Origin of the sequence: Streptomyces sp. NPDC090798, from assembly GCF_044768965.1 — a bacterium.
Classification (GTDB): Bacteria; Actinomycetota; Actinomycetes; order Streptomycetales; family Streptomycetaceae; genus Streptomyces.
Window position 1 is genome coordinate 285381 of the sequence record NZ_JBIVXA010000007.1, and the last position, 25781, is coordinate 311161.

Annotated in this window: 16 protein-coding genes and 1 pseudogene; 12 read left to right on the forward strand and 5 right to left on the reverse strand. The window is 69.7% G+C overall.

Annotated features, from left to right (window positions below; translation table 11 throughout):
* Positions 1-117 precede the first annotated feature (117 nt).
* The 7 genes from ACIQTP_RS18075 (at position 118) to ACIQTP_RS18105 (ending at position 10083) form a co-directional block, all read left to right on the forward strand.
* Entirely contained in the window at positions 118-2592 is a 2475-nt protein-coding gene (locus ACIQTP_RS18075; protein WP_390931004.1) for a glycoside hydrolase family 2 TIM barrel-domain containing protein, read from the forward strand.
* Positions 2593-2594: 2 nt separating this feature from the next.
* A complete protein-coding gene (locus ACIQTP_RS18080) occupies positions 2595-4730 on the forward strand; it encodes a hypothetical protein (RefSeq protein ID WP_403400912.1) in 2136 nt (711 codons plus the stop codon).
* Between the two features lie 43 nt (positions 4731-4773).
* Positions 4774-7137, forward strand: coding sequence for a glycoside hydrolase family 3 N-terminal domain-containing protein (locus ACIQTP_RS18085; RefSeq protein ID WP_403400913.1), 2364 nt, complete (start codon positions 4774-4776; stop codon positions 7135-7137).
* Positions 7138-7342: 205 nt separating this feature from the next.
* Positions 7343-7969, forward strand: coding sequence for a TetR/AcrR family transcriptional regulator (locus tag ACIQTP_RS18090; RefSeq protein ID WP_403400915.1), 627 nt, complete (start codon positions 7343-7345; stop codon positions 7967-7969).
* 95 nt (positions 7970-8064) lie between these two features.
* The gene (locus ACIQTP_RS18095) at positions 8065-8991 is read left to right on the forward strand and encodes an alpha/beta hydrolase fold domain-containing protein (RefSeq protein WP_403400917.1); all 927 of its coding nucleotides are present in this window, start codon (positions 8065-8067) and stop codon (positions 8989-8991) included.
* A 134-nt stretch (positions 8992-9125) separates the two neighbouring features.
* Complete coding sequence (locus ACIQTP_RS18100; RefSeq protein WP_403400919.1) at positions 9126-9935, forward strand: NAD(P)H-dependent oxidoreductase; 810 nt, start codon at positions 9126-9128, stop codon at positions 9933-9935.
* Positions 9936-9942: 7 nt separating this feature from the next.
* Positions 9943-10083, forward strand: a complete 141-nt coding sequence (locus tag ACIQTP_RS18105; RefSeq protein WP_403400921.1) for a hypothetical protein — start codon at positions 9943-9945, stop codon at positions 10081-10083.
* Positions 10084-10181: 98 nt separating this feature from the next.
* On the opposite strand, the gene ACIQTP_RS18110 is transcribed toward ACIQTP_RS18105, so the two are convergent.
* The 3 genes from ACIQTP_RS18110 to ACIQTP_RS18120 all read right to left on the reverse strand — a co-directional run bounded on the left by ACIQTP_RS18110 (position 10182) and on the right by ACIQTP_RS18120 (position 15858).
* Positions 10182-11594, reverse strand: a complete 1413-nt coding sequence (locus tag ACIQTP_RS18110; protein ID WP_403400923.1) for a glycoside hydrolase family 30 beta sandwich domain-containing protein — start codon at positions 11592-11594, stop codon at positions 10182-10184.
* A gap of 172 nt (positions 11595-11766) precedes the next feature.
* Positions 11767-14067: a family 78 glycoside hydrolase catalytic domain gene (locus ACIQTP_RS18115; protein WP_403400925.1), complete on the reverse strand. Its 2301-nt coding sequence runs from the start codon at positions 14065-14067 to the stop codon at positions 11767-11769.
* A 327-nt stretch (positions 14068-14394) separates the two neighbouring features.
* Positions 14395-15858 carry an MFS transporter gene (locus tag ACIQTP_RS18120; protein WP_403400926.1) on the reverse strand — a complete coding sequence of 488 codons (1464 nt, stop codon included), beginning with the start codon at positions 15856-15858 and terminating at the stop codon, positions 14395-14397.
* A gap of 187 nt (positions 15859-16045) precedes the next feature.
* Here ACIQTP_RS18120 and ACIQTP_RS18125 point away from each other — a divergent pair, with 187 nt between their 5' ends.
* Positions 16046-18265 (forward strand): glycoside hydrolase family 3 C-terminal domain-containing protein, encoded by a 2220-nt coding sequence (locus ACIQTP_RS18125; RefSeq protein WP_403400928.1) that lies wholly within the window; start codon positions 16046-16048, stop codon positions 18263-18265.
* On the forward strand, positions 18262-19467 hold the full coding sequence (locus ACIQTP_RS18130; protein ID WP_390931033.1) for a family 1 glycosylhydrolase: 1206 nt from the start codon (positions 18262-18264) through the stop codon (positions 19465-19467). Before ACIQTP_RS18125 ends, ACIQTP_RS18130 begins: the two co-directional genes overlap by 4 nt.
* Before the next feature lie 156 nt (positions 19468-19623).
* On the opposite strand, the gene ACIQTP_RS18135 is transcribed toward ACIQTP_RS18130, so the two are convergent.
* Together ACIQTP_RS18135 and ACIQTP_RS18140 are read right to left on the reverse strand one after the other, a co-directional pair.
* Positions 19624-20346: a hypothetical protein gene (locus ACIQTP_RS18135; RefSeq protein WP_403401047.1), complete on the reverse strand. Its 723-nt coding sequence runs from the start codon at positions 20344-20346 to the stop codon at positions 19624-19626.
* A pseudogene (locus ACIQTP_RS18140) lies at positions 20320-21115 on the reverse strand (glycoside hydrolase family 43 protein); the annotation flags it as partial. The gene ACIQTP_RS18135 and the pseudogene ACIQTP_RS18140, both read right to left, overlap by 27 nt.
* A 317-nt stretch (positions 21116-21432) precedes the next feature.
* On the opposite strand from ACIQTP_RS18140, the gene ACIQTP_RS18145 reads away from it, so the two are divergent.
* The 3 genes from ACIQTP_RS18145 to ACIQTP_RS18155 all read left to right on the forward strand — a co-directional run bounded on the left by ACIQTP_RS18145 (position 21433) and on the right by ACIQTP_RS18155 (position 25721).
* Positions 21433-23271 carry a flavin-containing monooxygenase gene (locus ACIQTP_RS18145; RefSeq protein ID WP_403400930.1) on the forward strand — a complete coding sequence of 613 codons (1839 nt, stop codon included), beginning with the start codon at positions 21433-21435 and terminating at the stop codon, positions 23269-23271.
* A 29-nt stretch (positions 23272-23300) separates the two neighbouring features.
* Positions 23301-24881: an SMP-30/gluconolactonase/LRE family protein gene (locus ACIQTP_RS18150; RefSeq protein WP_403401049.1), complete on the forward strand. Its 1581-nt coding sequence runs from the start codon at positions 23301-23303 to the stop codon at positions 24879-24881.
* A gap of 72 nt (positions 24882-24953) precedes the next feature.
* The gene (locus ACIQTP_RS18155) at positions 24954-25721 is read left to right on the forward strand and encodes an SDR family NAD(P)-dependent oxidoreductase (protein WP_390931038.1); all 768 of its coding nucleotides are present in this window, start codon (positions 24954-24956) and stop codon (positions 25719-25721) included.
* Positions 25722-25781: the final 60 nt, after the last annotated feature.

Genomic DNA, 25781 nt, shown 5'->3' on the forward strand with positions numbered 1-25781 from the left:
TTCAAAGCCGAAACATCGCGGTCACTCAAGGCGAGGTCGCCGAGCCGGCGTATCGCGTCGTGCCGGGCTGCGTGCGCGGCCTCATGCTGCGGCGAGCCGACAACTCATGGAGTCCACATGATCCGCACGTCCTTCAACGACAACTGGCAGGTCCGGCCCAAGGTCAATCCCTTCGCCGAGTTGTCCGGTCAGGTGGTCCCCTTCCGGCCCGTGACGCTGCCGCACGACGCGCTGATCGATCAGCGGCGGGCGGCTCCGGACGGTGAGGTCACGATGGAGGGCGCCGCTGGCGCCTACTTCCCCGGCGGGGTCTTCGAGTACCGCAAGACCTTCTCCGTGCCCGAGGAGTACCGGGGCAAGCGGATCCTCGTCGAGTTCGAGGGCGTGTACCGCGACGCGACCGTGTACATCAACGGCGACTACGCCGGGCAACGGCCATACGGCTACTCGCACTTCCGCATCGACGCGGACCGCTTCCTGCGCTTCGGCGAGGACAACGAGATCCGCGTCGAGGCCCGCGCCCACCGCGACTCGCGCTGGTACACGGGTGCGGGGATCTACCGCGACACCTGGCTGCTCGTCGGCGAGGTGGTCCGCATCGCCCCCGACGGTGTCCGGGTCACCACCCCCGACATCGACGGCTCGCGCGCTGTCGTCGAGGTCGCGACGGAGGTGGCCAACGACTCGATCGAGGTCCGCACGGTCGACGTCGTCACGGAGATACGGGACGGCTCCGGAACCGTCGTCACGAACGACTTCTCGAAGCTGACGTTGCTGCCGGGTGAGCCCGCGATCGTCCGGCAACGCCTCTACGTACCCTTCCCGGCCCCGTGGAGTCCGGAGTCGCCGGCCCTCTACGAGTGCCATGTGGCCCTGCGGGACGTGGACGAGGAGAAGGTCGCCTTCGGTATCCGTTCGCTGCAACTCGACCCGGAGCAGGGCCTGCGGATCAATGGCGAGCCCGTCAAGCTGCGCGGTGCCTGCGTGCACCACGACAACGGAGTCCTCGGTGCGGCGACCTACGCCCGCGCCGAGGAACGCCGGGTGGAGATCCTCAAGGAGGCCGGGTTCAACGCGATCCGCATGTCCCACCAGCCGATGAGCAAGGCGATGCTGGACGCCTGCGACCGCCTCGGCATGCTCGTCGTGGATGAAGCCTTCGACGTATGGACGTCCGGCAAGAGCGAGTTCGACTACAGCCTGAACTTCCCCGAGTGGTGGGAGCGGGACATCGGGGCGATGGTCGCCAAGGACGTCAACCACCCCAGTGTCATCATGTACTCGATCGGCAACGAGATTCCCGAGACCGGCTCGCCCTTCGGCGCCGCCTGGGGGCGCCGACTCGCCGACAAGGTCCGCTCCCTCGACCCCACCCGGTATGTCACCAACGCCGTCAACGGCATGCTCGCCGTGATGTCCGAGCTGGGCGCGCTCCAGCAGCAGGCGCTGGAGCAGGCGGCCGAGGATGGCGCCGGCATCAACACCCTCATGGCCGACGCCGGCGACGCGATGAACGCGGTCAGCTCCTCCGAGCTGGTCACCGAGCGCACGGCTGAATCCTTCGCCGTCCTCGACGTCGCCGGCATGAACTACGCCGAGGCCCGCTACGCCCTCGACCGCGACCTGTTCCCCAACCGGATCATCCTCGGCACCGAAACCTTCCCGGCCCGCATCGACGGCAACTGGCGGCTGGTCGGACAGTACGGCCACGTCATCGGCGACTTCACCTGGACCGGCTGGGACTACCTGGGCGAGGTCGGCATCGGCCGACCCCAGTACGTCACCGAGGACGGGCCTCAGCACGCGCACAACGCGCCGTACCCCTACCTGGTCGCGGGGTGTGGTGACATCGACATCACGGGGCACCGCCGGCCCGCTTCCTACTACCGGGAGATCGTTTTCGGCCTGCGGGCGGAGCCGTACATCGCGGTCCGCAGGCCTGAGCACCACGGCAAGACCTGGGCCGGGTCGCCGTGGGCCTGGAGCGACAGCGTCTCCAGTTGGACCTGGCCCGGTTTCGAGGGCGAGCCGGTCACGGTCGAGGTGTACAGCGACGCCGACGAGGTCGAGCTGCTCGGCAACGGAAACTCCTTCGGGCGGCGGCCTGTTGGTGCGGAGCACCGTTTCCGCACCGAGTTCGAGATCGTCCACGTGCCCGGGGAACTGGTCGCCGTCGCCTATCGGGACGGCGTCGAGACGGGCCGTACCAGCCTGCCGTGGGCCGACGGCCCCGTGCGGCTGACGGCTGAGGCCGATCGCCAGGTCGTGCGGGCGTCGGGCGGCGACCTGGCCTACGTGACCCTGACCCTGACCGACGCGGCCGGCACCTGTCACACCGGCGCCGACCGCCCGGTGAGCCTGGAGGTCTCCGGAGCGGGAGAACTGATCGGGTTCGGCAGCGCCGGCCCGTCCACCGAGGAGCGGTTCGACGCGACGGAACGCCGTACGTACGAGGGACGCGCGCTGGCCGTCCTGCGCCCCACCGCCGTCGGAAAGATCCGCCTCGTCGCGACAGCGCCGGGATGCGATCCGGTGGAGGTCGTCGTCACGGCCGAACAGCACACGCAGAGCCGCAACTCCCAGGAACGGTGACCATGATCGACCGTGAATCCCTCGTCCGTCGCCACACCGTCGAGATCACCCGACCCGATCCCTCCCACGTCCTGACGGTCGGCAACGGCGACTTCGCCTACACCGCCGACATCACCGGCATGCAGACCTTCGTCTCCTACCACGACCAGTCCGCGGCCTTCGCCGAGCAGCGGCTCGCCGTCACCAACGCGACCATGTCGAACTGGGGATGGCACTCGATGCCCAACCCCGACGGGTTCGTCCTCGACGACGCGATGTCGACGTATCAGACGGCACGCGGGCCGGTGCGGTACCCGGACAAGTTCGACACCGCCTCGATGATGGGCGGCGAACTGGCCGAGGAGTTCCGTGCGGGGGCCTGGCTGCACATGAATCCGCACCGGATCGACCTCGGACGCATCGGACTGCGGCTGCGTACCGCCGCCGGTGCGGAGCCGGAGACCCACCCCGAGGCACTCACGAACCCCCGCCAGCGGCTCGACCTGTGGTCGGGCACGCTCACCAGCAGCTTCGAGTACGCCGGACAGGAGGTGCGGGTCACCACGGTCGCCCACCCGCACCACGCACGGGTCGCCTTCCGTATCGAGTCGGATCTCGTGGCGAGTGGCCTCGCAGGTGTCGTCCTGAGGTTCCCCTACGCCAGTGACGGTTTCTTCCAGACCTCCGACTGGGCCTCGCCCGACCGGCACGAGTCGACACTGGAGGGGCTGGGGGAGGAGGCGGCCCGTATCCGGCGGGTGCTCGACGACACGGCCTACGCGGTACGGCTGGCCTGGACCGAGGGCACGCTGTCCGCGACCGGGGAGCCGCACGAGTTCGAGCTGACCGGTTCGGCGACCACGCTGGAGCTCGTGGCCGGCTTCGCTCCGGACGAGTCGGAAGAGTCGGACGAGGGACTCGGCAGCGACACGTTCGCGTCCGTGGCGGGCGCGGCCGCGGCCTGGTGGCGCGACTTCTGGACCTCCGGTGCCGCCGTCGACTTCGCGGGCAGCACCGACCCGCGGGCGGCGGAGCTGGAGCGCCGCGTGGTGCTGTCGCAGTATGTGACCGCCGTGAACAGCTCCGGCTCGCTTCCGCCCCAGGAGTCGGGACTCGTCGCCAACTCCTGGCAGGGCAAGTTCCACCTGGAGATGCACTGGTGGCACGCGGCTCACTTCGCCGCCTGGGGGCGCCCCGAGCTGCTCGCCCGCAGCATGGACTGGTACCTGTCCATCCTCGACTCCGCGCGCGAGACCGCCCGGCGGCAGAGCTACGAGGGCGCGCGCTGGCCCAAGCACGTCGGCCCGGACGGCCGGGAGAGCCCGTCGGACATCGGCGCACTGCTCGTCTGGCAGCAGCCCCACCCCCTCTACCTGCTCGAACTGCTCTACCGCGCCCAACCAGAGGCTCAGCGCACAGAGTTGGTCACCCGTTTCGCCGAACTCGTCGAGGAGACAGCCCGGTTCATGGCCTCCTTCGTCGAGGAGCGCTCCGGCACCTACCACCTGCCCGCGCCCGTGATGCCGGCGCAGGAGTTCTACGACGCCAAGACCACCGAGGACCCGACCTTCGAACTCGCCTACTGGTGGTACGGGCTGGAGATCGCCCAGTCCTGGCGCGAACGCCTCTCCCAGGAACGCAACAAGCAGTGGCAGCACATCCAGGACAACCTGGCCGCACCGCACCGGGACCCGGACCGCGGGATCTACACGGCGGTCGCGACCGAGCCCTACCTCCGCCGAGACGACCACCCCTCGCTGCTGTCCGCCCTCGGTGTCGTCCCCGCCGGCCCGCTCATCGACGCGGGCGTGATGGAGGCGACGCTGCTCGACGTTCTCGGCGACTGGCAGTGGGACTCCGCCTGGGGCTGGGACTTCCCGGCCATGGCGATGACCGCCACCCGCGTCGGCCGCCCGGACCTCGCGGTGGACGCCCTGCTCACGGACACCCCGAGGAACACGTACTCGGCGGTCGGTCACAACCCGCAGTTCGGCAGCCTTCTGCCGCTCTACAACCCGGCCAACGGCGGCCTGCTCGCCGCCGTGTCCCTCATGGCAGCCGGCTGGGAATCCGCCGGCACCGACTGCCCCGACACGCCCGGCTTCCCGCGCGACGGCAGCTGGCAGGTCCAGCACGAGGGCTTCACCGTCTGGCCCTGACGATCCGCCCCCGCCCGACCACCCGCTACGAAAGAAACCTGACATGGCCACTGGTGAATGGAACCCCGACGACATCCGGCGTCTGGTCTCCCGGCTCACGTTGGAACAGAAGGTCGCCCAGATCAGCGGCCTGAGCGCCGCCGACCTGTTCACAGCACAGTCGGAGGGCAGCGGTCCGGCCGTCGACGCGCGGCGCATCCTGGACGTACGACCGCACGGCGTGGGGCACCTGTCCCTGGCGTGGTTCCTGGGCCACGACGCCGACAGCATGCGCGGACTGCTCGCCCAGATCCAGTACGTCGTCCGCGAGGTCTCGCCCTTCGGGATCGGCGCGCTGGTCCACAACGAGGGCATCAACGGCTTCCTGCACGCCTCCGGTTCGCAGTTCCCCACGGCCTGGGCGCAGGCCGCGACGTGGGACCCAGCGCTGGTCCGGCGGGCCGCGGCGGTGACGTCCGCGCACATGCTCGACGCCGGGATCCAGCTGATGTTCGCCCCGGTGATGGACATCAACCGCGACCCGCGCTGGGGCCGTGTGCACGAGACGTACGGCGAGGACCCGGAGCTCGCCGCCCAGATGTCCGTAGCGTTCGTGCGAGGCGCGCAGCACGAGCCCGGCGTCCTCGCGACCGGCAAGCACTTCCTGGGTTACGGCGCCTCGGAGGGCGCCCTGAACCAGGCGGTGACCCAGCTCGGGCGCCGGGCCCTGACCGACGAGTACGCCGAGCCGTTCCGCCGCGCGATCGCCGAGGCGGGCCTGTCGTCGGTGATGAACTCGTACAACGAGATCGACGGCGTGCCCGTGGCCGCGAACCGCTGGCTGCTCACCGAGTTCCTGAGGGAGACCCTCGGGTTCGACGGCCTGGTGGTCAGCGACTACGACTCGGTCACCATGCTGCGCACCCACCACCGCACCGCCCGCACGGAGGGCGAGGCAGCGGTGCAGGCGCTGTCCGCCGGACTGGACGTCGAACTTCCGGGCAACAGCCATTTCGCGTCCCTGACGGACGAGGTGGCCGCCGGGCGCCTGGACGAGAAGGTCATCGACCTCGCCGTGACCCGCGTCCTGACCACCAAGGCCCGCGTCGGACTCATCCCCGACTTCGGGCCGCGACCCGCCCCGGCCGTGCGTCCGGACCGCGCGGAGGCCGCCGAGGTCCGCCGCGCCATGGCGGCCCGCAGCACGGTCCTGCTCCAGAACGACGGCATCCTGCCCCTGACACCGGGGGAGCGCCGCATCGTCGTGGTGGGGCCCGCCGCGGACGAACTGCGTATTCACTTCGGCGCGTACACCTCGGTGGCCGGCGCCGAGATGCCGCTGGGCATGATGACGGTCATGGAGGGCAAGGTGCCCGGTATCGACCCGGCCACCTTCAACTTCACCGACATCTTCACGACGCGCATCCCCGGCATCGACCCCACCTTCGAGGGCGTGACCCGCGACCTGCACCCCGAGGCCCCGACGGTGCTGGACGCCGTGCGGGAGCTGGACGCGAAGATCGAGTACGTGTCGCTGGGCCGGTTCGAGGCGGACGGCTCCCTCGACGCCGGAATCGTGCGGGCTGCCGTCGCGGACGCCGACCTGGTCCTCGCGGTCCTCGGCGAACGCACCGGGTGGGTCGGCAACAACACCGCCGGCGAGAACCAGACGACGGCATCCCCGTCCCTGCCCGGCGACCAGGAGGACCTCCTGGAGTACCTGGCCGCCACGGGCAAGCCGCTGGTGACCGTGGTCGTCTCCGGCCGCCCGCTGCTCCTGGAGCACGCCGCTCGGGCCTCCAACGCCGTCCTGCTCGCGCCCCTGCTCGGCGAGGAGGCGGGCACCGCGATCGCGCACACCCTGTTCGGCCTGATCAACCCCAGCGGCAAGCTGCCCAGCACCTTCCCGCGCCACCTGGGCCAGATCCCCCTCTACCACGGCCACCACCACGGCAGCGGCTACGAACACCCCACAGGCACCCGCCACGGCTACGGCGACCTCGACACCCAGGGCCCGCTCTACGCCTTCGGCCACGGGCTGTCGTACACCACCTTCGAGGTCACGCTCGACGAGCGAGACCACGGCGACGACGGCGACGACCGCCCGGCGGTCGAACTGGCCGACGGCGTGATCCGGGCCCGGCTCACGGTGACGAACACCGGTGCGGTGGACGGCGAGACGGTCGTGCAGCTGTACGCGCGTGACGAGTTCGCCTCCGTCGTCCGCCCGGTGCGGCAGCTGATCGCGTTCACCCGCGTCGGCGTCGCCGCAGGGGAGACAAGGAGCGTCGTCCTCGAAGCGCCCATCGAGCGACTCCACTACACCCTGACCGACGGACGTCGCGGCATCGAGCCCGGCGACGTCACCGTACTGGCCGGGCTCGCCGCCGACGCACTCCCCTGCGCCGCGACGGTCACGGTCGGTTAGAACGGCCGGCCGGCTACCGGTGACCTGACACACCGGCAGCCGGCCGCGCCGGGGAGGCAGGGCAGGCGCGCCACCGACATCGGTGAGCGCGTCCGCCCTGCCGTGCCCTCGTGCCGGTGGCGCGCTGCGGGCACGGCGTCCGCGGCACAACGGCGCAGGCCATACGCCGACTCGCCGACGAACAGGGTGAAGTACGGTCTGACGAGTGACGAATCAGCGAAAGCCGCGAGGCCCGTACCGCAAGAGCGCGGAGCGACGGGAGCAGATCCTCCAGGCCGCGTACGAGGCCGTTGACGAGTTCGGCGAACGGGCTTCCCTGCAGGACATCGCCGACCGGGTCGGGGTGACGCAGCCGGCGCTGACGTACTACTTCCCCACGCGTGACGACCTGCTGCTCGCGGTCCTGGAGCGGCGGGATGTGCTGGGCAAGGCGTTTGCCGGTACCGCCGCCGGAGAGGGCGAGACCATGATCGACGGCATGGTGGCGAGCACCCGCCACACAACCGACCATCCGGGGCTGGCCAAGCTGTACGTCACGCTCTCGGCGGCGGCCACCGATCCGGACAGTCCCGCGCACAGTTACTTCGCCGAGCGCTACCGGAGCCTCGCGGGCGAGGTCACGCGGGACTTCGAGGAACAGCAGCGGACCGGGGTGATCCGGGCCGACGAACCGGCCGACCACCTGGCCAGGGCGCTGCTCGCGGTGCTGGACGGCCTGCAGATCCAGTGGATGCACGACCCCACGGTGGACATCGCCGCGATCGCCGAGACGTTCACGCGGATGCTGGCGCCTTCGGCTGGTTCCGGGCAGGAGGGGAGGCCGGCCGACTGACGGTGCTCAACCCTTCCCGGTTGCTGCCCGACGGTCTCTGGCTTTGAATTTTTTCAAGTGATAGATTTTGGCGACTCGATCCTCTGGGAGCCTCCATGCCACTCGATCCCTTCCTTGCTGAGAAGTCGCGCCTTCTCGACGGCCTCAACTGGGAGGACGCGCAGGCCGATCCGGAGGCCATGGCCCGGTTCATGGAGTACTTCAGCGATCCCGGCGAGTGGAGCATGCCGGACGTCTCGGTCGAGGACCGCACCGTCCCCGGACCCCACGGGGAGGTCCCCGTCCGGATCTACACCCCGCGCCACGAGCCCCGCCGTGCACTGCTGTGGCTGCACGGCGGCGGGTTCACGGGCGGCAACCTCGAGATGCCTGAAGCGCATGTGGTGTCCGCCGAACTCGCCGCCCGCGCCGAGGCGTTGGTGGTCTCCGTCGACTATCGCCTGGCCGCGGACGGCACGCGCTATCCGGTTCCCGTCGACGACGCGCACGCCGCCTGGCTCTGGCTCGCCGAAACCGTCCGGCCGCAGTCCGTTCCCGTCGGTCTCGGGGGTGCGAGTGCGGGTGCCGCCCTCGCCCTGTCCACGGCGATCCGGCTCCGCGACCAGGACGAACCTCGCCCGGACGCCCTGCTGCTCGCGTATCCCTTCGTCCACTTCCCGACCCCGGCTCTGGACGACGAGACCGCGGCCGGGATGCGGGATCTGCCGTCGCTCCTGCGGTTCACCACCGAGTCGATCGAGGGCATGGTGCGCAACTACGTGGGCCGCCTGACCGATCTGCCCGCGGCCGCGATGCCCGGGGCGGCGAGCCTCGACGGCCTTCCCTCGACCGGCATCGTCCTCGCCGAGTTCGACGACCTCCGGCCGTCCGGCGACCTGCTCGCACGGCAGCTGGAGGAGTCCGGTGTCCCTGTCCGGACGTATCTCGCGGCGGGCATGCCACACGGACACCTGAACCGGGGCCCGTCCCTCAAGGAGGTCGACCGCTCGCTCGACTTCTTCGTGAGCACGCTCTCCGGCTGACCGGTCGAAGAGCGGCGGGGAACGGCTCACTCCGTGAGCCGGTGGTACAGGTCCTGGGCGACGCACGGCCGGGCTTCGCCGGCCTTCCGCCCCTGCTCGACGTCGGCCTACGGCCCAACCGCGGAGAATCCCTCGTGAACGTGCTGATCGTCTTCGCCCACCCGGAACCCCACTCGTTCAACGGGGCGCTGAAGGACAGAGCCGTGCAGGTACTGGAACAGGCCGGGCACGAGGTCGTGGTGAGTGATCTGTACCGGCTCGGTTGGAAGGCCGCAGTCGACGCCGACGACTTTCCCGGAACGCGACTCGACCCCGGCTTCCTCGACGTCTCCAAGGAGCAGGAACGCGTCTCGGCGTCCGGGCTCACCCCGGCCGACGTCCGGGCGGAGCAGGACAAGGTCATCCGGTCGGACCTGATCATCTTCCAGTTCCCGATGTGGTGGTTCGGTATGCCGGCGATCCTCAAGGGCTGGGTCGACCGCACGATGGCCCGCGGGTTCGCCTACGGGGCAGGGCGGAAGTACGACACCGGGATGCTCAAGGGCCGCCGTGCCATGGTGTGCGCGACCACCGGTACGGCGTCGAGTCTGTACGAGCCCGACGGCATCGACGGCGACATCAACCACATCCTGTGGCCCGTCCACAACGGGATCTTCCGCTATCTCGGCTTCGACGTGCTGCCGCCGTACGTCGCCTGGATGCCGGGCAGGGTGTCTCCGGAGCAGCGAGCGGCGTACCTGGAGGGCTACGCCGAGCGTCTGCTGACCTTGGAGGACACCGAGACCTTGTTCTTCCACCCCGCCGAGGACTACGGTCCCGACGAGCGGCTCAAGCAGGGAGTCGTGGCCCGTAGCGGGTTCCAGTGGAACCCGGCAGCGGGGCAGGAGCGCGCCGATGCCGCCGATGCCGTCCAGCACCCGGGGAGGAGCGGATTCCCGCAGTGACATACCGGTGTTCCAGACGCTGCACCACGTCGACCCGTTCACCCTGGGCCGCGTACCGGCCCAGGCCTTCAAGCTGTTCATGAACGTCGACAGGGCGCGGGCGACGAGTCGCGAGACGTTTGGCGGTGAGTCGACCACGGGTACGTAGTCGGCCCAGTAGGTCATCGACGCCGACGCGAGGATACCGGCCGCACCCCCACCGGGCGGGGGCGCGGAGGTCGGAGGGATCCGCGGAGCGGGGCCTCCTCAGTCGCCCGGTGGCACGAGGAAGGTGCTGAACGAGTCGGCCGGGAGCGTCACTTCGACCATCCGGTCGTCGACCATGAGACGCACGGGCATCTCCTCGGCCATGTCGTTGTGAACGACGAGCACCACGCTCCCGTCCGGATTGACGAAGGCCACCTGGTTCTCGTAGCCGTTCAGGCTCAACGTCTCCAGGACGCGCGCGCCCGGTGCCACGAAGCCGCCGACGTGCTTGAGCAGGTAGTACTCGTGGTTGTAGGTGAACGACTCCGTCGTCGGGTCCACGGTGACGAGCGAGTTCTGGGTCCAGCCCCAGGTGCTCTGGCCGCCCTCCGACAGCGCGATGTTCCAGTACGTGTAGGCGCTCGTGCCGTTGTCCAGGTAGTGCTTGAGCTGAGTCCAGGCGTAGCGGCAGTAACGCCAGTCGTTGCGGCCGTCGCCGCATTCCTGTTCGGTCTGGTAGATCCGCAGCTCCGGGTGGCTGCTGTGGACAGCCGCGACGGCGCGTTTGCCGCCCCACTGGAAGCCGACGCCCCGGACGTGTTCGCTCACCTCCGGGTCCCGCAGCACTTCCTCGACCAGGCCGGCGTCGCCTCGTTCGAGGGTGCCGAGAAAGACCGCGACGTCTCGCTTCTTCATCTCGGGCCCAAGGTGCCGGAGGAACTGTATGAGACCGTTCGGCGTCCAGGTGCAGCTCGGAAAGACCTGCGGGGAGTTGAACTCGTTCTGAGGCATGACCATCTCGACGGCGATGCCCTGGTCGCGGTACTCGTCGACGAAGCGGCCGAAGTAGGCGGCGTACGTCTGCAGGTACCGCTGCTCCAGCACGAACATGTCGGTGCCCTCGGTGCACACCTGCTCAGGCCGCAGACCGTTCTCGAGGCCCGGCAGCCACGGTGGCACGACCGCACCCGCGTAGTGCTTGTTGGTCTTCATCCAGGCCGGCGGGCTCCACGGCGATGCCCAAAGCCGTAGACCGGGCTGGTGCTCCAGGGCGCCGCGGATGAACGGGATGAGCGTCTCGTGGTCGTGTTCGATGCTGAAGTGTTCCAGTGCGTGGTCGCCGTCGACCTCGTCGTACGAGTACCAGTCGCGTGCGAAGTCGTTGGCACCGATCGGCATGCGGCAGAGGGTGAGGTTCGCTCCGACGCCGGGCGCGAAGAGCTCGCGAAGGACTTCACTCCTGGCCGACTCCCCCAGAGCTGCCAGTGCGGCCCAGCCGAGTTCGTTGAAGCAGGCCCCGAAACCCTCGATCGTCTGCCGCGTCTCACTGGTTCGTACGATGACGTCGGGGGGTGCCGTGACAGTGCCTGTCACCGGCCCGCGCTGTCTGCGCCAGGGCGCGTGCGACGTGGTGACGATCCAGGTCACCTCCTCCGTGTGCGCTGTATCGGCTGTTCGGAGCTGAATGGGCATGTGCTGTCCTCGGTTGGTGTCGGGTAGCGCTGGGCCTCGACGCAAGAGAGTCCGCGGTGGACCGCGTGCTGTCCCGGGCGGGCGGCTGAGCGCTTCGGCAGCCGCTGTCGGTGGGCGGGGCCGGGCAGTTGATGTTCATGGCGTCGTCGTCTCGTGGTGGGGTGTGCCACGGTCAGCGAGTCCGCAGGACCGTCCGCGCTGCGGTGGTCCGGTACGTGGTGCGTCCGGCCTGCGCGTCCGCCACAGCGGCTTGCCCGTCGACGACTTCCACGTCATCTTCGGGGAAGGGCAACCGGATCTCGGTCGGAAGGCCGGGTGGGACGTTCACGGTCAGGGTCAGGCGGCCGTTGTCCTGCAGCCAGTTCGAGGACACCCGGCCGTGCGGGGTGGTGACGCTCGCGGATACGTGGTCCAGGTCGGCGGGGATCACGGGTGCGATGCGGACCTCGCTGTAGCCGGGCGCGGCTGCCTGGATGCCGGCGAGGTGCATGAAGAGCCAGTCCTCGACGGTGCCCAGGAACGGGTGGTCGAGGGTCTGTTCCGGGCCTTTGTGGCTCCAGGTCTCCCACGACGCGGTCGCTCCCTCGCCCACCCAGTATCCCCAGCTCGGATACTCGGTCCGGGTGGCTACCTCGTAGGCGAGATCGCCCAGCCCGTGCTCGGTGAGCACCGGAAGGAGGAGCTTGGTGCCGATCGCTCCGGTGTTGAGGCGGTGGCCCCTTGCCGCCAGGTCGGCGACCAAGTTGGCCAGCACCGCTTCCTCGTGGCCGGCGGGGACGAGGCCGAAGGCCAGCGGCACCAGGTTGGAGGTCTGCCGGTAGCCCTGTTGGGCCGGGGTCGCGTAGACGTTCGCCGCAGCATCGAAGTAGGCCGCGTTGAACGAAGTGGCGATACGGTCGGCCATTGCGTCGTACCTCGGGGCGTCCGCGGGACGATCCAGCAGTCGAGCGATACGGGCCAGTGTCCGCGCTTCCAGGTAGAGGTGCCCGTTCGCTGTGATGGCACCGCCCTCCGGGGAACTGAGGGCCACGGTGCCGGCGTCCTCGGTCCCCGGGGAGGAGTGGTCTCCGAAGGAGTAACCGTCGTACAGGTCGCCGGACTTGAGGATGAGGGCGTCCATGAGGTTCATCCAGGTGACCATGGCCTCGTAGTTGTCCCTCAGGTACTTCGGATCCCCGTAGTGCTGGTACAGCGTCCAGGGAATCAGCACCAGCATGCCCGACCAGGACGGGTCGTTGTAGAGCGAGGTCTCGCGCCCGAAGGGTGCGTAGATCGGCGTCGCACCGTCCGGCAGCCGCGCGTCGCGCAGCGAACGCAGGAACCGTTCGTAGACCTCGGCGACTCCCGCGAAGTTGAGGATCGCCCCGTCCATGAACAGCGCCGTGTCGGCGGTCCAGCCCTGCCGGTCACGCCAGGAGGTGTCGGTGGGGAATCCCCAGTGGTTGAGCAGCAGGCTGCGGCGCTGGTTCTCGTGGATCCGGTTGAGCAGGGTGCTGCCGCAGTCGAACCGGCCTGTCGTCTCGAGCGCCGTGTGGTTCTCCCGGGCCTCGATCCGGAACGTGTCGACGGCGTCGTCGGGGAAGGACACCTCGACGTACTGGAAGCCGTGCCGCGTGAAGCGGGGCTCCCACACCTCACGGCCCTCGCCGCTCAGGGTGTAGGTGTCGATGTGCATGTCCGGCAGCCATGTGTAGACCGTGCCGTCGTCGTTGAGGGTCTGGCCGTATGTCAGTGTCACCGTCGTGCCGCGCCTGCCCTCGACGGCTGTCCGGGCCCAGCCGGCCGTGATCCTGCCGAAGTCGTACACCCTCGTGCCGGACTGTGACCGGGTTTCCGCGACGGGACCGAACGTGTCCGCGATCCGCACCGGCGGCATCAGTGCCGGGACCACGCTCCGCGTGGGCGCGGGCTGTTCCGGTGCCGCCTGCCAGGACGAGGCGTCGTACGAGGGCGTCGTCCAGCCAGGCTTCTCGGCCCGGGCGTCGTAGTGCTCGCCGAGGAACATCCAATCCCGGATGGGCCCGTCGGCCATCTGCCAGGTGCGGTCGCTGACGATCCGTTGCGTCCCGCCGTTTCGCAGAACGATGTCGAGCTGGGCCAGGAGGCGCGGTTCGCAGGCCCATACCGCGTCGGGGCTTCCGACGCCGGAGACGTAGGAACGGCCGAGCACGACACCGAGGGTGTTCTCGCCCTCGTGCAGCAGCTCCGTGACGTCGATCGTCCGTGAGTACGCCGTCCTGTCGTACTGGGAGGGCGGCGGATCGAGCAACGCGTCGCTCACCGCGCGGCCGTTGATCTCGGCCACGGAGTAGCCCAGGCCGGCGATGTGCAGTTCGGCCCGCTCGGGCCGGTCCGCGAGCCGGAAGTCCCGCCGCAGCAACGGCGCGGGAGGCTGCCCGCCGGGAGACGGGCGAGGGACGGGATTGTCCCGGCCGATCCACTGGGCCGTGGCGTCGAACTCGTGTGTCGTCACCTCCTCCGGCACCTGCGATAGGCGGCTGGACCTGTCCTCTGTACCGGGGGACGGCGGGGAAGCGACGGGCCACGGGCCAGGGACGGCCGCGGCCGTCACTGTCGCCGGCCGGGGCGCGGATTCGGGATTGCGGGACACGGGTCTCCCTTCGAGATGAACGTGGCAGGTCTGGTCGCGGCTCGGCAGGGTGAGTACGGCATGAAGTGGGCTCACCCGCCGGGGCTGTCCCGCTGGAGGAAGCACGGATCCCCGCGGTCTCGGCCGGCTCCGACGGGGAGTCGGAGTCGGCCGAGACCAGGGGAAAGGGGACCGCGGTCGCGGAGGAGGTCAGACGGCCTGGCCGACCTTTGCCTCGTCGAGGCTCTTGGCCTTCGGGATCAGCGCGATGAGCACGGTGCCGACCGCGATCACGCCGGCGAACAGCAGGAATCCCTTACTGAAGCTGTCGTCGACATAGAAGGCGGTGCCCTTCATCACGTTGCTGTTCTGCGCGACGACCACGAAGGCCACCTGGGTCAGCACGCCCTGCATGACCCCCTGCATCATGTTCTGCGCGCCGTTGCCCAGCGCCTGCTCCTCAGGCTTCACCGATTCGATGACCATGATGGGGACCAGGGCCACGATGATGCCAATGCCGATCGAGCCGACCGCGCCGGTGGCCATGATCTGGCCGACGCTGTGGTGGAACTGGGACGTGAGGGTGGTACCAGCGGCCGCCAGGGTGCCGCCGACGGCGAGCAGCACCCGCGAGTCGATGCGCCGGACGAGAACGCCGGTCGCCACCGAGACCGCGATGAGGATGATGCTGTTGGGCGCACCGACCCAGGCCACCTTCGTGGCGGACCAGCCCAGGCCGTCGGACAGACCCGGGATGTTCGGCATGAGCAGGAGCAGGTTCAGCACGGTGCCCTGGGCGAATACCGCTCCCATGGCGAGGCCCGTGACCAGGAACGTGGACCACACCCGGCGACGCCCGAGCAGGGATATGGGGAACATCGCATGGGCGATCTTGCGCTCGACCTGCACGAACGCGAGAACGGCCACGAGGCCGGCTCCGATGAAGCCCAGGGTCTCGCCGCTCGTCCAGCCCCACTCCTCGCCCTTGCCGACGCCGTAGATGACGGACGTCAGACCGCCGCCCAGCAGGATCCCGCCGAGCCAGTCGATGCGGGTGCGGGCCTCTCGCACCGGGCTCTCGGGCACGATGAGCAGCAGAGCCACAAGGCTGATCGCAGTGGATATCACCATGAACCACAGGACGCCGCGGTAGCCGAAGTCGTCGAGGACCCAGCCGGACAGGAACGGTCCGCCCAGGGCCAGCACACCCATACCGCCGCCGAGGAGGCCGCTGGCCGGACCGACCAGCTTGGGCGGGAACACGTCCCGGGCCAGTGCGTAGACGAGCGCGATAGAGGGACCGTAGAAGCCCGAGACGGCGCGCCCGATGAGCAAGGTCTCATAGTTCGTGGAGAAGGCTGCGATCAGGTCGCCGGCCAGGCCGAGCGCGGTGATGACGGTCAGCACGCGCTTCTTGCCGTACATTCCGGCGGCCTTGACGATGAACGGCGTGGAGAAGACGCCGACCAGCAGGCCGACCTGGCCGAACCAGGCGATCTGGGTGGTGTGGTAGTGGATCGCGATCTCGGACTGGGCGTTCGAGCTCATCAGGCCGATGAGGCCGTTCAGCTGGGACGCCCACAGTAGAGCGATCAGGATGAGTGCGAACCGCGCGCCGAAACCGGCCTTCCCGGCATTGTCTTCTTGGTGCGGTGACTCGACGTTGAGTGTCATGCGGCACCCCGGCCTTTCGTGCGGGTGGAGCCCTTTTGCTCCCAGCGCGCAGGCTAGCTCTTAATTTTTTTGAGTGATAGATTTTCGACACGGAAACATTTCTGTGACCTTCGGGTGGCTGAACCCGAGCCCTCTCGCCCCCCAGACCTGCGATGCCGTCGTCGCACCCTCGGAAGGGACCCCGCACATGCAGCAGCCCGATCCGGCCACCCTCCCCCTGGAGAGGAAGGCGTCCCTGCTCTCAGGAGGGGACTTCTGGTCCACTCAGCCGCTCGACGAGGCGGGTGTGCCCGCGGTGGTGCTGACCGACGGTCCGCACGGGATCCGCCGTCAGAAGGCGGGCGCCGACCACCTGGGGTTCCACGCGAGCGAGCCGGCCACCTGCTTCCCCCCGGCCGTCGCTGTCGGATCCAGCTGGGACGGCGAGCTCTCCGCACGGGTGGGGGAGGCGGTGGGCAGGGAGGCCCGTGCGCTTGGCGTCGGAGTCGTCCTGGGCCCCGGCGTTAACATCAAGCGGTCCCCGTTGTGCGGGCGCAACTTCGAGTACTACTCCGAAGACCCGCTCCTGTCCGGTGTGCTGGGCGCCGCGTTCGTGCGGGGCCTCCAGGCCCAGGGCGTGGGCGCGACGGTCAAGCACTTCGCGGCCAACAACCAGGAGACCGACCGCATGCGCGTCAGCGCCGAGGTCGACGAGCGCACCCTGCGCGAGATCTACCTGGCAGCCTTCGAACGCATCGTCACCGAAGCGCGCCCGGCCGCCGTCATGGCCGCCTACAACCGGATCAACGGCGTCCCGGCCTCGGAGAACAGATGGCTGCTCACCGACGTCCTGCGCACGGAGTGGGGTTTCGAGGGCGCGGTCGTCTCGGACTGGGGCGGCGTCGGTGACCGGGTGGCGGCGCTGGCCGCGGGCCTTGATCTGCAGATGCCCGGTCCGGACGCCGTCCACGACGCGGCGATCGTGCGGGCGGTGCGTGATGGTGCCCTGGACGAGGCATTGGTCGACGCGAGCGTACGGCGTGTGGCCGGCCTCGCCCAACTGGCCGTCATCTCGGAGACCGATGCGGCCGTACCCGCCGAACACCACGACCTGGCACGCGAGTTGGCCGCGGACTGCATAGTCCTGCTGAAGAACGACAAGTACACCCTGCCGCTCGCGGAGGGAGTACGCCTCGCTGTCATCGGCGAGTTCGCCGCCGACCCGCAGTTCCAAGGCGGTGGCAGCTCGCTCATCAACGCCACCCGTGTCGACACCCCGTTGGAGGAGAGCCAGGCCCTCGGCCACCCCGTCACGTACGCGGCCGGGTTCACGACCGGCGGGGGAGGGGACGCGGAGGCGTTGCGCGAGGAGGCCGTACGGGCCGCCTGTGGGGTCGAGGTCGCCGTGGTGTTCGTCGGTCTGCGCGGCGAGACCGAGGGCTCCGACCGCGAGCACCTCGACCTGCCCGCGGACCAGGTGGAACTGGTGCGTGCGGTGGCGGCCGTCGCCCCGCGCACGGTGGTCGTGCTCTCGTCCGGTGGCGTGGTGTCCCTGGAGGGGTGGCACGACGACGTCGACGCGATCGTGGCGGGCTGGCTCCTCGGACAGGCCTCGGGCGGTGCCCTCGCGGACGTGCTGTCCGGCGCCGTCAACCCGTCCGGCCACCTGGCCGAGAGCATCCCGCTGCGGCTGGAGGACAACCCCAGCTACCTCACCTTCCCCGGTGAAGCGGGCCATGTCCGCTACGGCGAGGGCGTGATGGTCGGCTACCGCCACTACGAGACTGTCGGACGCGCCGTCCGCTACCCGTTCGGACACGGGCTGAGCTACACCGCCTTCGAGACGGCGGAGCTGTCGGTCGACGTCACCGGGGACGACACCGCCACCGTCCGTCTGCGGGTGACCAACACCGGCGAGCGGGCCGGCAAGCACGTCGTCCAAGTCTACGTGGCCACCACCGCCGGCCGGGTCCGCCGTCCCGCACGCGAACTGCGTGCCTTCACCAAGGTCGCCCTGCGGCCGGGGGAGTCCCGCACCGTTGAACTCCCGCTGGAGCGCCGCGCGTTCGCCTACTACGGCATAGAAGGCGGCGGCTGGACGGTCGCCCCGGGCGCGTACACGGTGCAGATCGGCGAGAGCGCCGCCCGCATCGTCGCCGAACAGACGATCACTCTCACCGGCGACGCCGATGCCACACCCCTGTCCCTTGACTCCGCCATCGGCGACTGGTTCGCCCACCCGGTGGCCGGCCCGCTGCTTCAAGAAGCGCTCATGGCCGGGGCGACCGAGGAACAGCGCCTTCAGGCGGAGGCCGACAGCGACCTCATGGACATGGTGGCGTCCATTCCCGCCCGCCAGTACCTGCATTTCCCCGGTGTCCCCGTGACCACCGACGACCTGACCGAGATCCTGGAGGCAACCCGATGAGCCGCACCCCCGACCTTCGCCCCGACTTCCTGTGGGGTGCGTCCACCTCGCCGCACCAGATCGAGGGCAACAACCTCAACAGCGACTGGTGGCGGATGGAGCGCCAGAGCGAGGGCCGTCTGGAACTCAGCGGTGACGCCCTCGACAGCTACCACCGCTACGGCGAGGACATGCGGCTGCTGTCCGAAGCGGGCTTGAACGCCTACCGGTTCGGCATCGAGTGGGCCCGCATCGAGCCGGAGCCCGGGCAGTTCTCCAAGGCCGAGCTCGCCCACTACCGTCGCATGATCGACACTGCGCGCGGCCTCGGGCTCGAACCGGTCGTCACCCTGCACCACTTCAGCAACCCCCGCTGGTTCACCGACGAGGGCGGCTGGACGGGCCCGACGGCCGTCGACCGGTTCTCCCGGTACGTGGAGCGCGCCTGCACGATCCTCCACGACGTCAACTGGGTCGTCACCATCAACGAGCCGAACATCCTGGCCCTGATGAGCGGTATGTCGGCGGCCGTGGCCGAGGGCGTCGACATCAACCTCGGCGCGGGCATGCGGATGCCGTCCCCCAGCGTGGAGATCGGCGAGGCCCTGGTGCGGGCCCACCGCGCCGCTGTGGCCGTCGTACGCGAGCACACCTCGGCGAAGGTCGGCTGGACCGTGGCGCAGCAGGCGCTCGTCCCCACGCCCGGCAGCGAGAAGCTGCACGCCGAACTGCGATGGGCGTGGGAGGACCTCTACCACCACGGCGCCCGCGGGGACGACTTCCTGGGCGTGCAGTCGTACACGAGCCAGTTGGTCGACAAGGACGGCATCGTTCCCGCGCCCGAGAGCCCCGACAACACCCTGACCGGCTGGGCATACCGGCCCGACGCCCTCGGCATCGCGCTGCGGCACGCCTGGGAGGCCACGGAGGGGGCCCTCCCGCTGCTCGTCACCGAGAACGGCATCGCCACCACCGACGACACGCGCCGGATCGCCTACACCACCGAGGCGCTGGGGCACCTGTACGACGCGGTCGCCGACGGCATCGACGTCCGCGGGTATCTGCACTGGTCGGCACTGGACAACTTCGAATGGGGCCACTGGGCACCGACGTTCGGACTCATCGCCGTCGACCGCGAGACCTTCGAGCGCACGCCCAAGCCGAGTCTGGCCTGGCTCGGCGATGTCGCCCGCAAGGGCGGCGTCCTGGAGGCGGGGGAGTGAGGACGGGGACGGCTTACGACAGGTAGCCACCCTCGACCGAAGGTGCGGGCCGGATGAGTTCATCCGGCCCGCACCGACGTCGCCCACGGGTCGGCCGGACGACTCCTCGCCCCGGGTGGTGACGAGCCCAGGCCGGGCGCCGGGGGAGAGGAGGTGTCAGGAAGCGGTGGGCGGGACGGGCTCGGGAGCGTAGGTGAAGCGGGTGAGGAGCGCGTCCGCACCGAGGGCTTCGACGCCGATCACCCGGCCGGTGAAGCCTCCGGCGACCTCGGTCGAGATGTAGCGGCCGTCGATGGTGGCGAGCGTACGGAACTCGTCGTCGGCCAGGTAGCCCAGGTGGATCTCGTCCGGTCCCTTGGCGAAGCTGTACTGCTCGGTGTGGGCGACCGCGCGGAGGGCCATCGGGTACTCCGCCGCGATTCCGTCGGCGGTGGCCAGTATCTGGTCGAGCGGGCCGATGACCGCGCGGGCCGAGAGGGTGCCGCGCCGGCGTTCCACCGCGGCCCAGTGGGCGTCGTCGATCCGTACGACCAGGGCCGCGTCGCCCTCCGGCAGGGTCGCGGTCGCGGTCCAGGAGGCGTCACGTGCCCGGACGGCCAGGAGCCGTTCGGCGTCCGTCGCGGCGGGTACCCGGCCGGCCAGCAGACGCAGGCCTTCGCCCAGGCGGGCGAGTGCGAAGGAACGTGGGTCGGTGCCCGGCGCGATCCAGCGCGGGTGCAGCTCCGGGGCGCCGAAATCGTCGGTGAAGGCGGTGGGTGCCTCCGGGACGGTGTAGCGGTCCTCGACGATCACGGGCCAGTCGTCCACCCAGTCCACGCCGGTGAGGAAGGTCTCGCGCCCGTTGACGTGGGACTCGGGGAACGACCCGAGCGGGCGCACGCCCAGGTGCACCATCGCCCAGGAACCGTCGGGCAGCTCGACCAGGTCGCCGTGACCGGTGTTCTGCACCGGGTGCTGGGTGCTGGGTGCTGCGGTGCGAGAGGATCGGGTTGGCCGGGTGCGGCTCCCACGGGCCGGAGGGGGAGTCCGAGCGCGCTACGCAGACGCCGTGCCCCGGGCCGGTGCCGCCCTCGGCCACCAGGAGGTACCAGAGGTCGCCGCGCCGGATCAGGTGCGGGCCCTCCGTGTGGGCCAGGCCGGTGCCGGTCCAGATGATGCGCGGCTCGGAGAGCACCTTGCCCGTCGACGGGTCCACGGTGGCCTGGGCGATGCCGCCCGGGAGCGACCACGTCAGGTAGCAGGTGCCGTCCTCGTCCCAGGCCAGGTCCGGGTCGATCCCGATCGCCCCGGTCGTGTGGACGGGGTCGCTCCATTCGCCCGCGGGGTCGCTCGAGCGGACGATGAGGTGGCCCTTCATGACGTCGTCCCGGTTCGTCGTCGCCAGCCAGAACTCGCCGTCGTGGTACCGGATGGTGGGTGCGTAGATGCCTGCGTTGGCTCCGTCCCGGCCCCGGCGTACCCGCAGCTGGCTCGGCCGGTCGAGGACGTTGCCGACCTGCTCCCACTCGATGAGGTCACGGCTGTGGAAGACGGGGACCCCGGGGAAGTACTCGAAGCTGGAGGTCACGAGGTAATAGTCCTCGCCGGCCCGGCAGATGGAGGGATCCGGGTGGAAGCCGGGGATGATCGGGTTGACGTTGGCGGTCATGTGCGGCGGCCCTTCGATGTGCGGTCGTGAGGGGTGTTGCGGGCACCCTAGCCACTAAATTTTTTGGATGATAGATTTTTGATGCTCGCGACGTGATCGCCGAGACGTGTCTTGGACATACGGCGAGCCGACGTCCGACGAATTCCGCAGTGACAGGCCCATCAGAGGCACGACCGAACGAGCGTGGACCGCGCCGTTCGTGCCCTGAGGCCGGCCAGCCGTTCGGTGATGTCGGCCGGCGGTGGCGACGAGCCACAGCCCCGCCACGACGGCCTGGGCGCCAGCCCCTAAGGACCGCAGAGAGGAAGAGGACACTGATGTCCGCCCCCCACACCTCCTCCAACGCCACCCACCCCCACTCGCCCGACGCCCTCGGATTCGACCCCGAGGCCCTGCGGGCCAGATACCGTGCCGAACGCGACCGTCGCGTCCGCCCCGACGGCAACGCCCAATACCAGGGTGCCGGCGGCGAGTTCGGCTACTACACCGAAGACCCCTACGCCGACCCGGAGTTCACGCGAGAGCCGCTGCACGACCAGGTCGAGGCGGTGATCGTCGGCGGCGGGTTCGGCGGACTGCTCGCCGCGGCCCGGCTGCGACAGGCGGGCGTGGAGTCGATCCGGGTGATCGACAAGGGCGGCGCCTTCGGCGGCACCTGGTACTGGAACCGCTACCCGGGCATCCACTGTGACATCGAGTCGTACATCTACCTCCCGCTGCTGGAGGAAGTCGGCTACGTCCCGCAGTGGCGGTACGCGCCGGGGGAGGAGATCCGACAGCACGCGCAGGCCATCGCCCGGCACTTCGATCTCTACGACAACGCCTGCTTCCAGACGCAGGCGACCGAACTCCGCTGGGACGACGCAGAGTCGGAGTGGACCGTCTCCACCGACCGCGGCGACCGCATACGGGCCCGCTACGTGATCGTCTCCACCGGAACACTCAGCCAGGCCAAACTCCCCGGCATCCCCGGCATCGAGACCTTCAAAGGGCACACCTTCCACACCAGCCGCTGGGACTACGCCTACACGGGAGGTGACGCGAACGGCGGCCTGGACGGGCTGGCCGACAAACGCGTCGCCCTGATCGGCACCGGTGCGACCGCCATCCAGGTCGTGCCCCACCTGGGACAGGACGCCAAGCACCTGTTCGTGTTCCAGCGCACGCCCTCCTCCGTCGATGTACGGGACAACCGCCCCACCGACCCGGACTGGGCCAGGTCACTGAAGCCCGGCTGGCAGCGGGACCGCACGGAGAACTTCCTCAAGGTCGTCACCGGCATCCGGACGGACGAGGACCTGGTGAACGACGCCTGGACCAGCAGCGCCCGGCTCCAGGAGAAGCTCATCCCGACGAACGCCTACGAGGATGTGCCGGCCGAGGAGCGCGAACGCGCCTACGAACTCGCCGACTTCCAGAAGATGAACGAGATTCGCGCCCGGGTCGACGCCATCGTCGAGGACCCGGCCACGGCCGAGAAGCTCAAGCCCTGGTACCGCTACATGTGCAAGCGGCCCACGTTCAGCGACAACTATCTGCAGACCTTCAACCGGCCCAACGTCACCCTTGTCGACACCGCCGACACGCACGGCGTCGAGCGGATCACCGAGAACGCCGTCGTGGTCGGCGGCGCGCAGTACGAGGTCGACTGCGTCATCTTCGCGACCGGCTTCGAGGTCGGCATCTCGGGGATTCTCTCCGGACAACTCCCCGTGTACGGACGCCAAAGCGTCCATCTGTTCGAGGCGTGGTCGCAGGGCCCGAAGACACTCCACGGGTTCTACACCCACGGCTTCCCGAACCTCTTCCAGCTGGGCCCGCTGCAGAACGCGGCGTCCGTGAACTTCGTCCACATCCTCGACGAACAGGCCACCCACGTCGCCGAGGTGGTCGCGCAGGCCCGGAAGCGCCGGGCCCGTTACGTCGAGCCCAGCCCCGAGACCCAGGATGCCTGGCTGGACACACTCCGGAAGAACGCGCCCGACCTGCACAAGTTCCAGGCCGAGTGCACCCCCGGCTTCTACAACAACGAGGGCATGCCCCGGGAGCGGAACGAGGCGTACGCCGACGGACCGGTGGCCTTCCACGAACTGCTCCGACGCTGGCGCCAGGACGGTGGCATGGACGAGGTGCTCGTGGAGGCGGAGCGGGCGTGACCAGCACGTACATCACTCGCTTCAGCGAGATGCCCGGCAACCCGTCTGCCACCAGCGGGCGTTGGAAGCCGCGGCGGCTCAACCCGCCCAACCGGCTGTGGGGTTCGAACGGCGTCGCCTTCGGTCCGGACGGGCGCCTGTACGTCGCCCAGTTCCTCGCCGGGCAGATCAGCGCCGTCGACACGGCCACCGGGGATGTCGACGTGATCGTGCCGATGGACGGCCCGGTGCAGTCGCCGGACGACCTCGCCTTCGGCGCGGACGGGTCGATGTACATCGCCGACCTGGTCCCCGGCCGGGTGTGGCGGCGCAGTCCCGAGGGCGCGTACACCCTGGTCTCGGACGAGGTGAAGGTACCCAACGGCATCACCTGCGTCGGCGACCGGCTCTTCGTCAACGAGATGCGGCCGGGCGGCCGTCTGCTGGAGCTGTTCCCGGACGGCGGCGAAGCCGTGGTGCTCACCGAAGGGGTCGCGCTCGGCAACGCCATGCAACTCGGCCCGGACGGGTGGCTGTACTACCCACACATGATGACGGGCCAGGTGTGGCGGATTCCGCCGGACGGCGGGGTGCCCGAGATGGTCGCCGAGGACGTGCACGAGCCGGTCGCGGTCCGCTTCGACCAGGGCGGTGTCCTGCATGTCCTGTCCCGGGGCGTGGAAGGCATCGTGACCCGTATCGACCTGCACGGCAGCGGCTCGCGCACGCTCGTCACCAGCGGCCTGGTGGGCCTGGACAACGCGGCCTTCGACGCGGAGAACCGCATGTTCGTCTCCAGCTACGCCAGCGGAGGCATCACCGAGCTGCACCCCGACGGGCGTACCCGCGAGGTCGTGCCCCGCGGCCTGGACGGCCCCTACGGCGTGACCGTCGACCTCGGCGGCACGGTGTACGTGGGCGACCACTACCGGCTGGCGAGCCCGGCGCCCTCCGACGAGGGCGACATCACCTCCCACACCCTGTTGCCGCCGTTCGTGCACGGGGTCACCAACGCGGCCGGTTTCGTGCACCTCACGTCGCAGTACGGCGATGTCCACACCTACGACCCCGACCAGGGGACCACCCGGGAACGGGCGACCGGACTCGACCAGCCCGTCGGCATCACGGTGGGGCCGGATGGTTCGCTCGTCGTCGCCGAGGCGGGCGCCGGCCGGGTCGTGGCCGTCGACGACAGCGACACCGTCACCGTGCTCACCGAAGGGCTCGACCACCCAGTGGACGTGGCCTTCGACACCGTAGGGCGCTGCTATGTGAGCGACGACCGGCTCGGGGCGGTGCTCCGGATCAAGGAGGACGGAACGACGGAGGTCGTCGCGGACGGGCTCGGCGCACCGCAGGGACTGGCCGTGCGCGGCGACGAGCTGTTCACGGTGGAGGTCGAACACCGGCGGCTGCGGACTGTCTCGCTGACCACGGGCGAGACCAGGGTGGATGCCGAGGACCTGCCGGTCGGATGGCCCCCCGACACCGTTCCCCGCGCCGAACCCGCGCTGTTCACCCAGGGCATGACCGGCTCGCCGCGCCCGTTCGCCGGCCTCGCCGTCGCTCCGGACGGTTCCCTCCTCCTGGCGGCCAACGGCGAAGGGAGCGTGTGGCAGTTGAAGGCGTGACCGGCGCCGCAGACAGGCTCACGGAGAGACCGCAGGCAGTCCACAGCAGTCCACAGAGAAATGGTGCAGCACATGATCAGTACGGGTCTTGAAGGCCGTGGTGTCGTCGTCACCGGCGCCGCATCCGGAATCGGCAGGGCCACGGCTCTGAAGTTCGCGCAGGAAGGCGCGAAGGTTCTGGTCGTGGACCTCGACCGGGTGGGCGCCGAGGAAACCGTCAAGGAGATCGACGCCACGGGGGGAGTCGCCCTCGCCGTCGTCGGGGATCTGAGTGACCAGCAGGTCGTGGAGACGGTCGTTGAGCGGGCCGTGGGAGCCTTCGGCCGCCTGGACGTTCTGGTGAACAACGCCGGGATCATGGACCGCATGTCCGCGCTCGGCGAGACCGACGATGCCGAGTGGGAGCGGGTCATCCGGATCAATCTGACGGCGCCGTTCCTGCTGACCCGTGCGGTTCTGCCGCACATGCTGGCCGCGGGACGCGGCTCGATCGTCTTCACCGCGTCCGAGGCCTCTCTGCGCGGCAGCGCGGCGGGCGCCGCCTACACCGCTTCCAAGCACGGCATCGTCGGCCTGGTGAAGAACCTGTCTGTCATGTACAGGGGGCAGGGCATCCGCGCCAACGCCGTCGCCCCCGGTCCCACCGCGACCAGCATCCACGTGGACGCCGGTCAGGAAGCACACGGCCCCACCGTCATAGGCCCGTTGATCGGAGCCAACATCGGCCGACGGGGGTCTGCGGAGGAACAGGCCGCCGCCATCGTCTTCCTGGCCTCCGACGCCGCCTCTCTCGTCAACGGCGCCGTTCTGCCTGTCGACGACGGCTGGGCCGCCGTCTGACAGAAGGGGCGTCGGGTTTCGCCACCAAGCCGGTCAGGAGTGCCAAGTGCCCGTCGAAGC

Excerpts from the sequence above, each read along its gene's own strand:
- ACIQTP_RS18075 (WP_390931004.1), top strand. The coding sequence starts at position 118 with ATGATCCGCACGTCCTTCAACGACAACTGGCAGGTCCGGCCCAAGGTC.
- ACIQTP_RS18080 (WP_403400912.1), top strand. The coding sequence starts at position 2,595 with ATGATCGACCGTGAATCCCTCGTCCGTCGCCACACCGTCGAGATCACC.
- ACIQTP_RS18085 (WP_403400913.1), top strand. The coding sequence starts at position 4,774 with ATGGCCACTGGTGAATGGAACCCCGACGACATCCGGCGTCTGGTCTCC.
- ACIQTP_RS18095 (WP_403400917.1), top strand. The coding sequence starts at position 8,065 with ATGCCACTCGATCCCTTCCTTGCTGAGAAGTCGCGCCTTCTCGACGGC.
- ACIQTP_RS18110 (WP_403400923.1), bottom strand. The coding sequence starts at position 11,594 with ATGCCCATTCAGCTCCGAACAGCCGATACAGCGCACACGGAGGAGGTG.
- ACIQTP_RS18120 (WP_403400926.1), bottom strand. The coding sequence starts at position 15,858 with ATGACACTCAACGTCGAGTCACCGCACCAAGAAGACAATGCCGGGAAG.
- ACIQTP_RS18125 (WP_403400928.1), top strand. The coding sequence starts at position 16,046 with ATGCAGCAGCCCGATCCGGCCACCCTCCCCCTGGAGAGGAAGGCGTCC.
- ACIQTP_RS18130 (WP_390931033.1), top strand. The coding sequence starts at position 18,262 with ATGAGCCGCACCCCCGACCTTCGCCCCGACTTCCTGTGGGGTGCGTCC.
- ACIQTP_RS18145 (WP_403400930.1), top strand. The coding sequence starts at position 21,433 with ATGTCCGCCCCCCACACCTCCTCCAACGCCACCCACCCCCACTCGCCC.
- ACIQTP_RS18150 (WP_403401049.1), top strand. The coding sequence starts at position 23,301 with ATGCCCGGCAACCCGTCTGCCACCAGCGGGCGTTGGAAGCCGCGGCGG.
- ACIQTP_RS18155 (WP_390931038.1), top strand. The coding sequence starts at position 24,954 with ATGATCAGTACGGGTCTTGAAGGCCGTGGTGTCGTCGTCACCGGCGCC.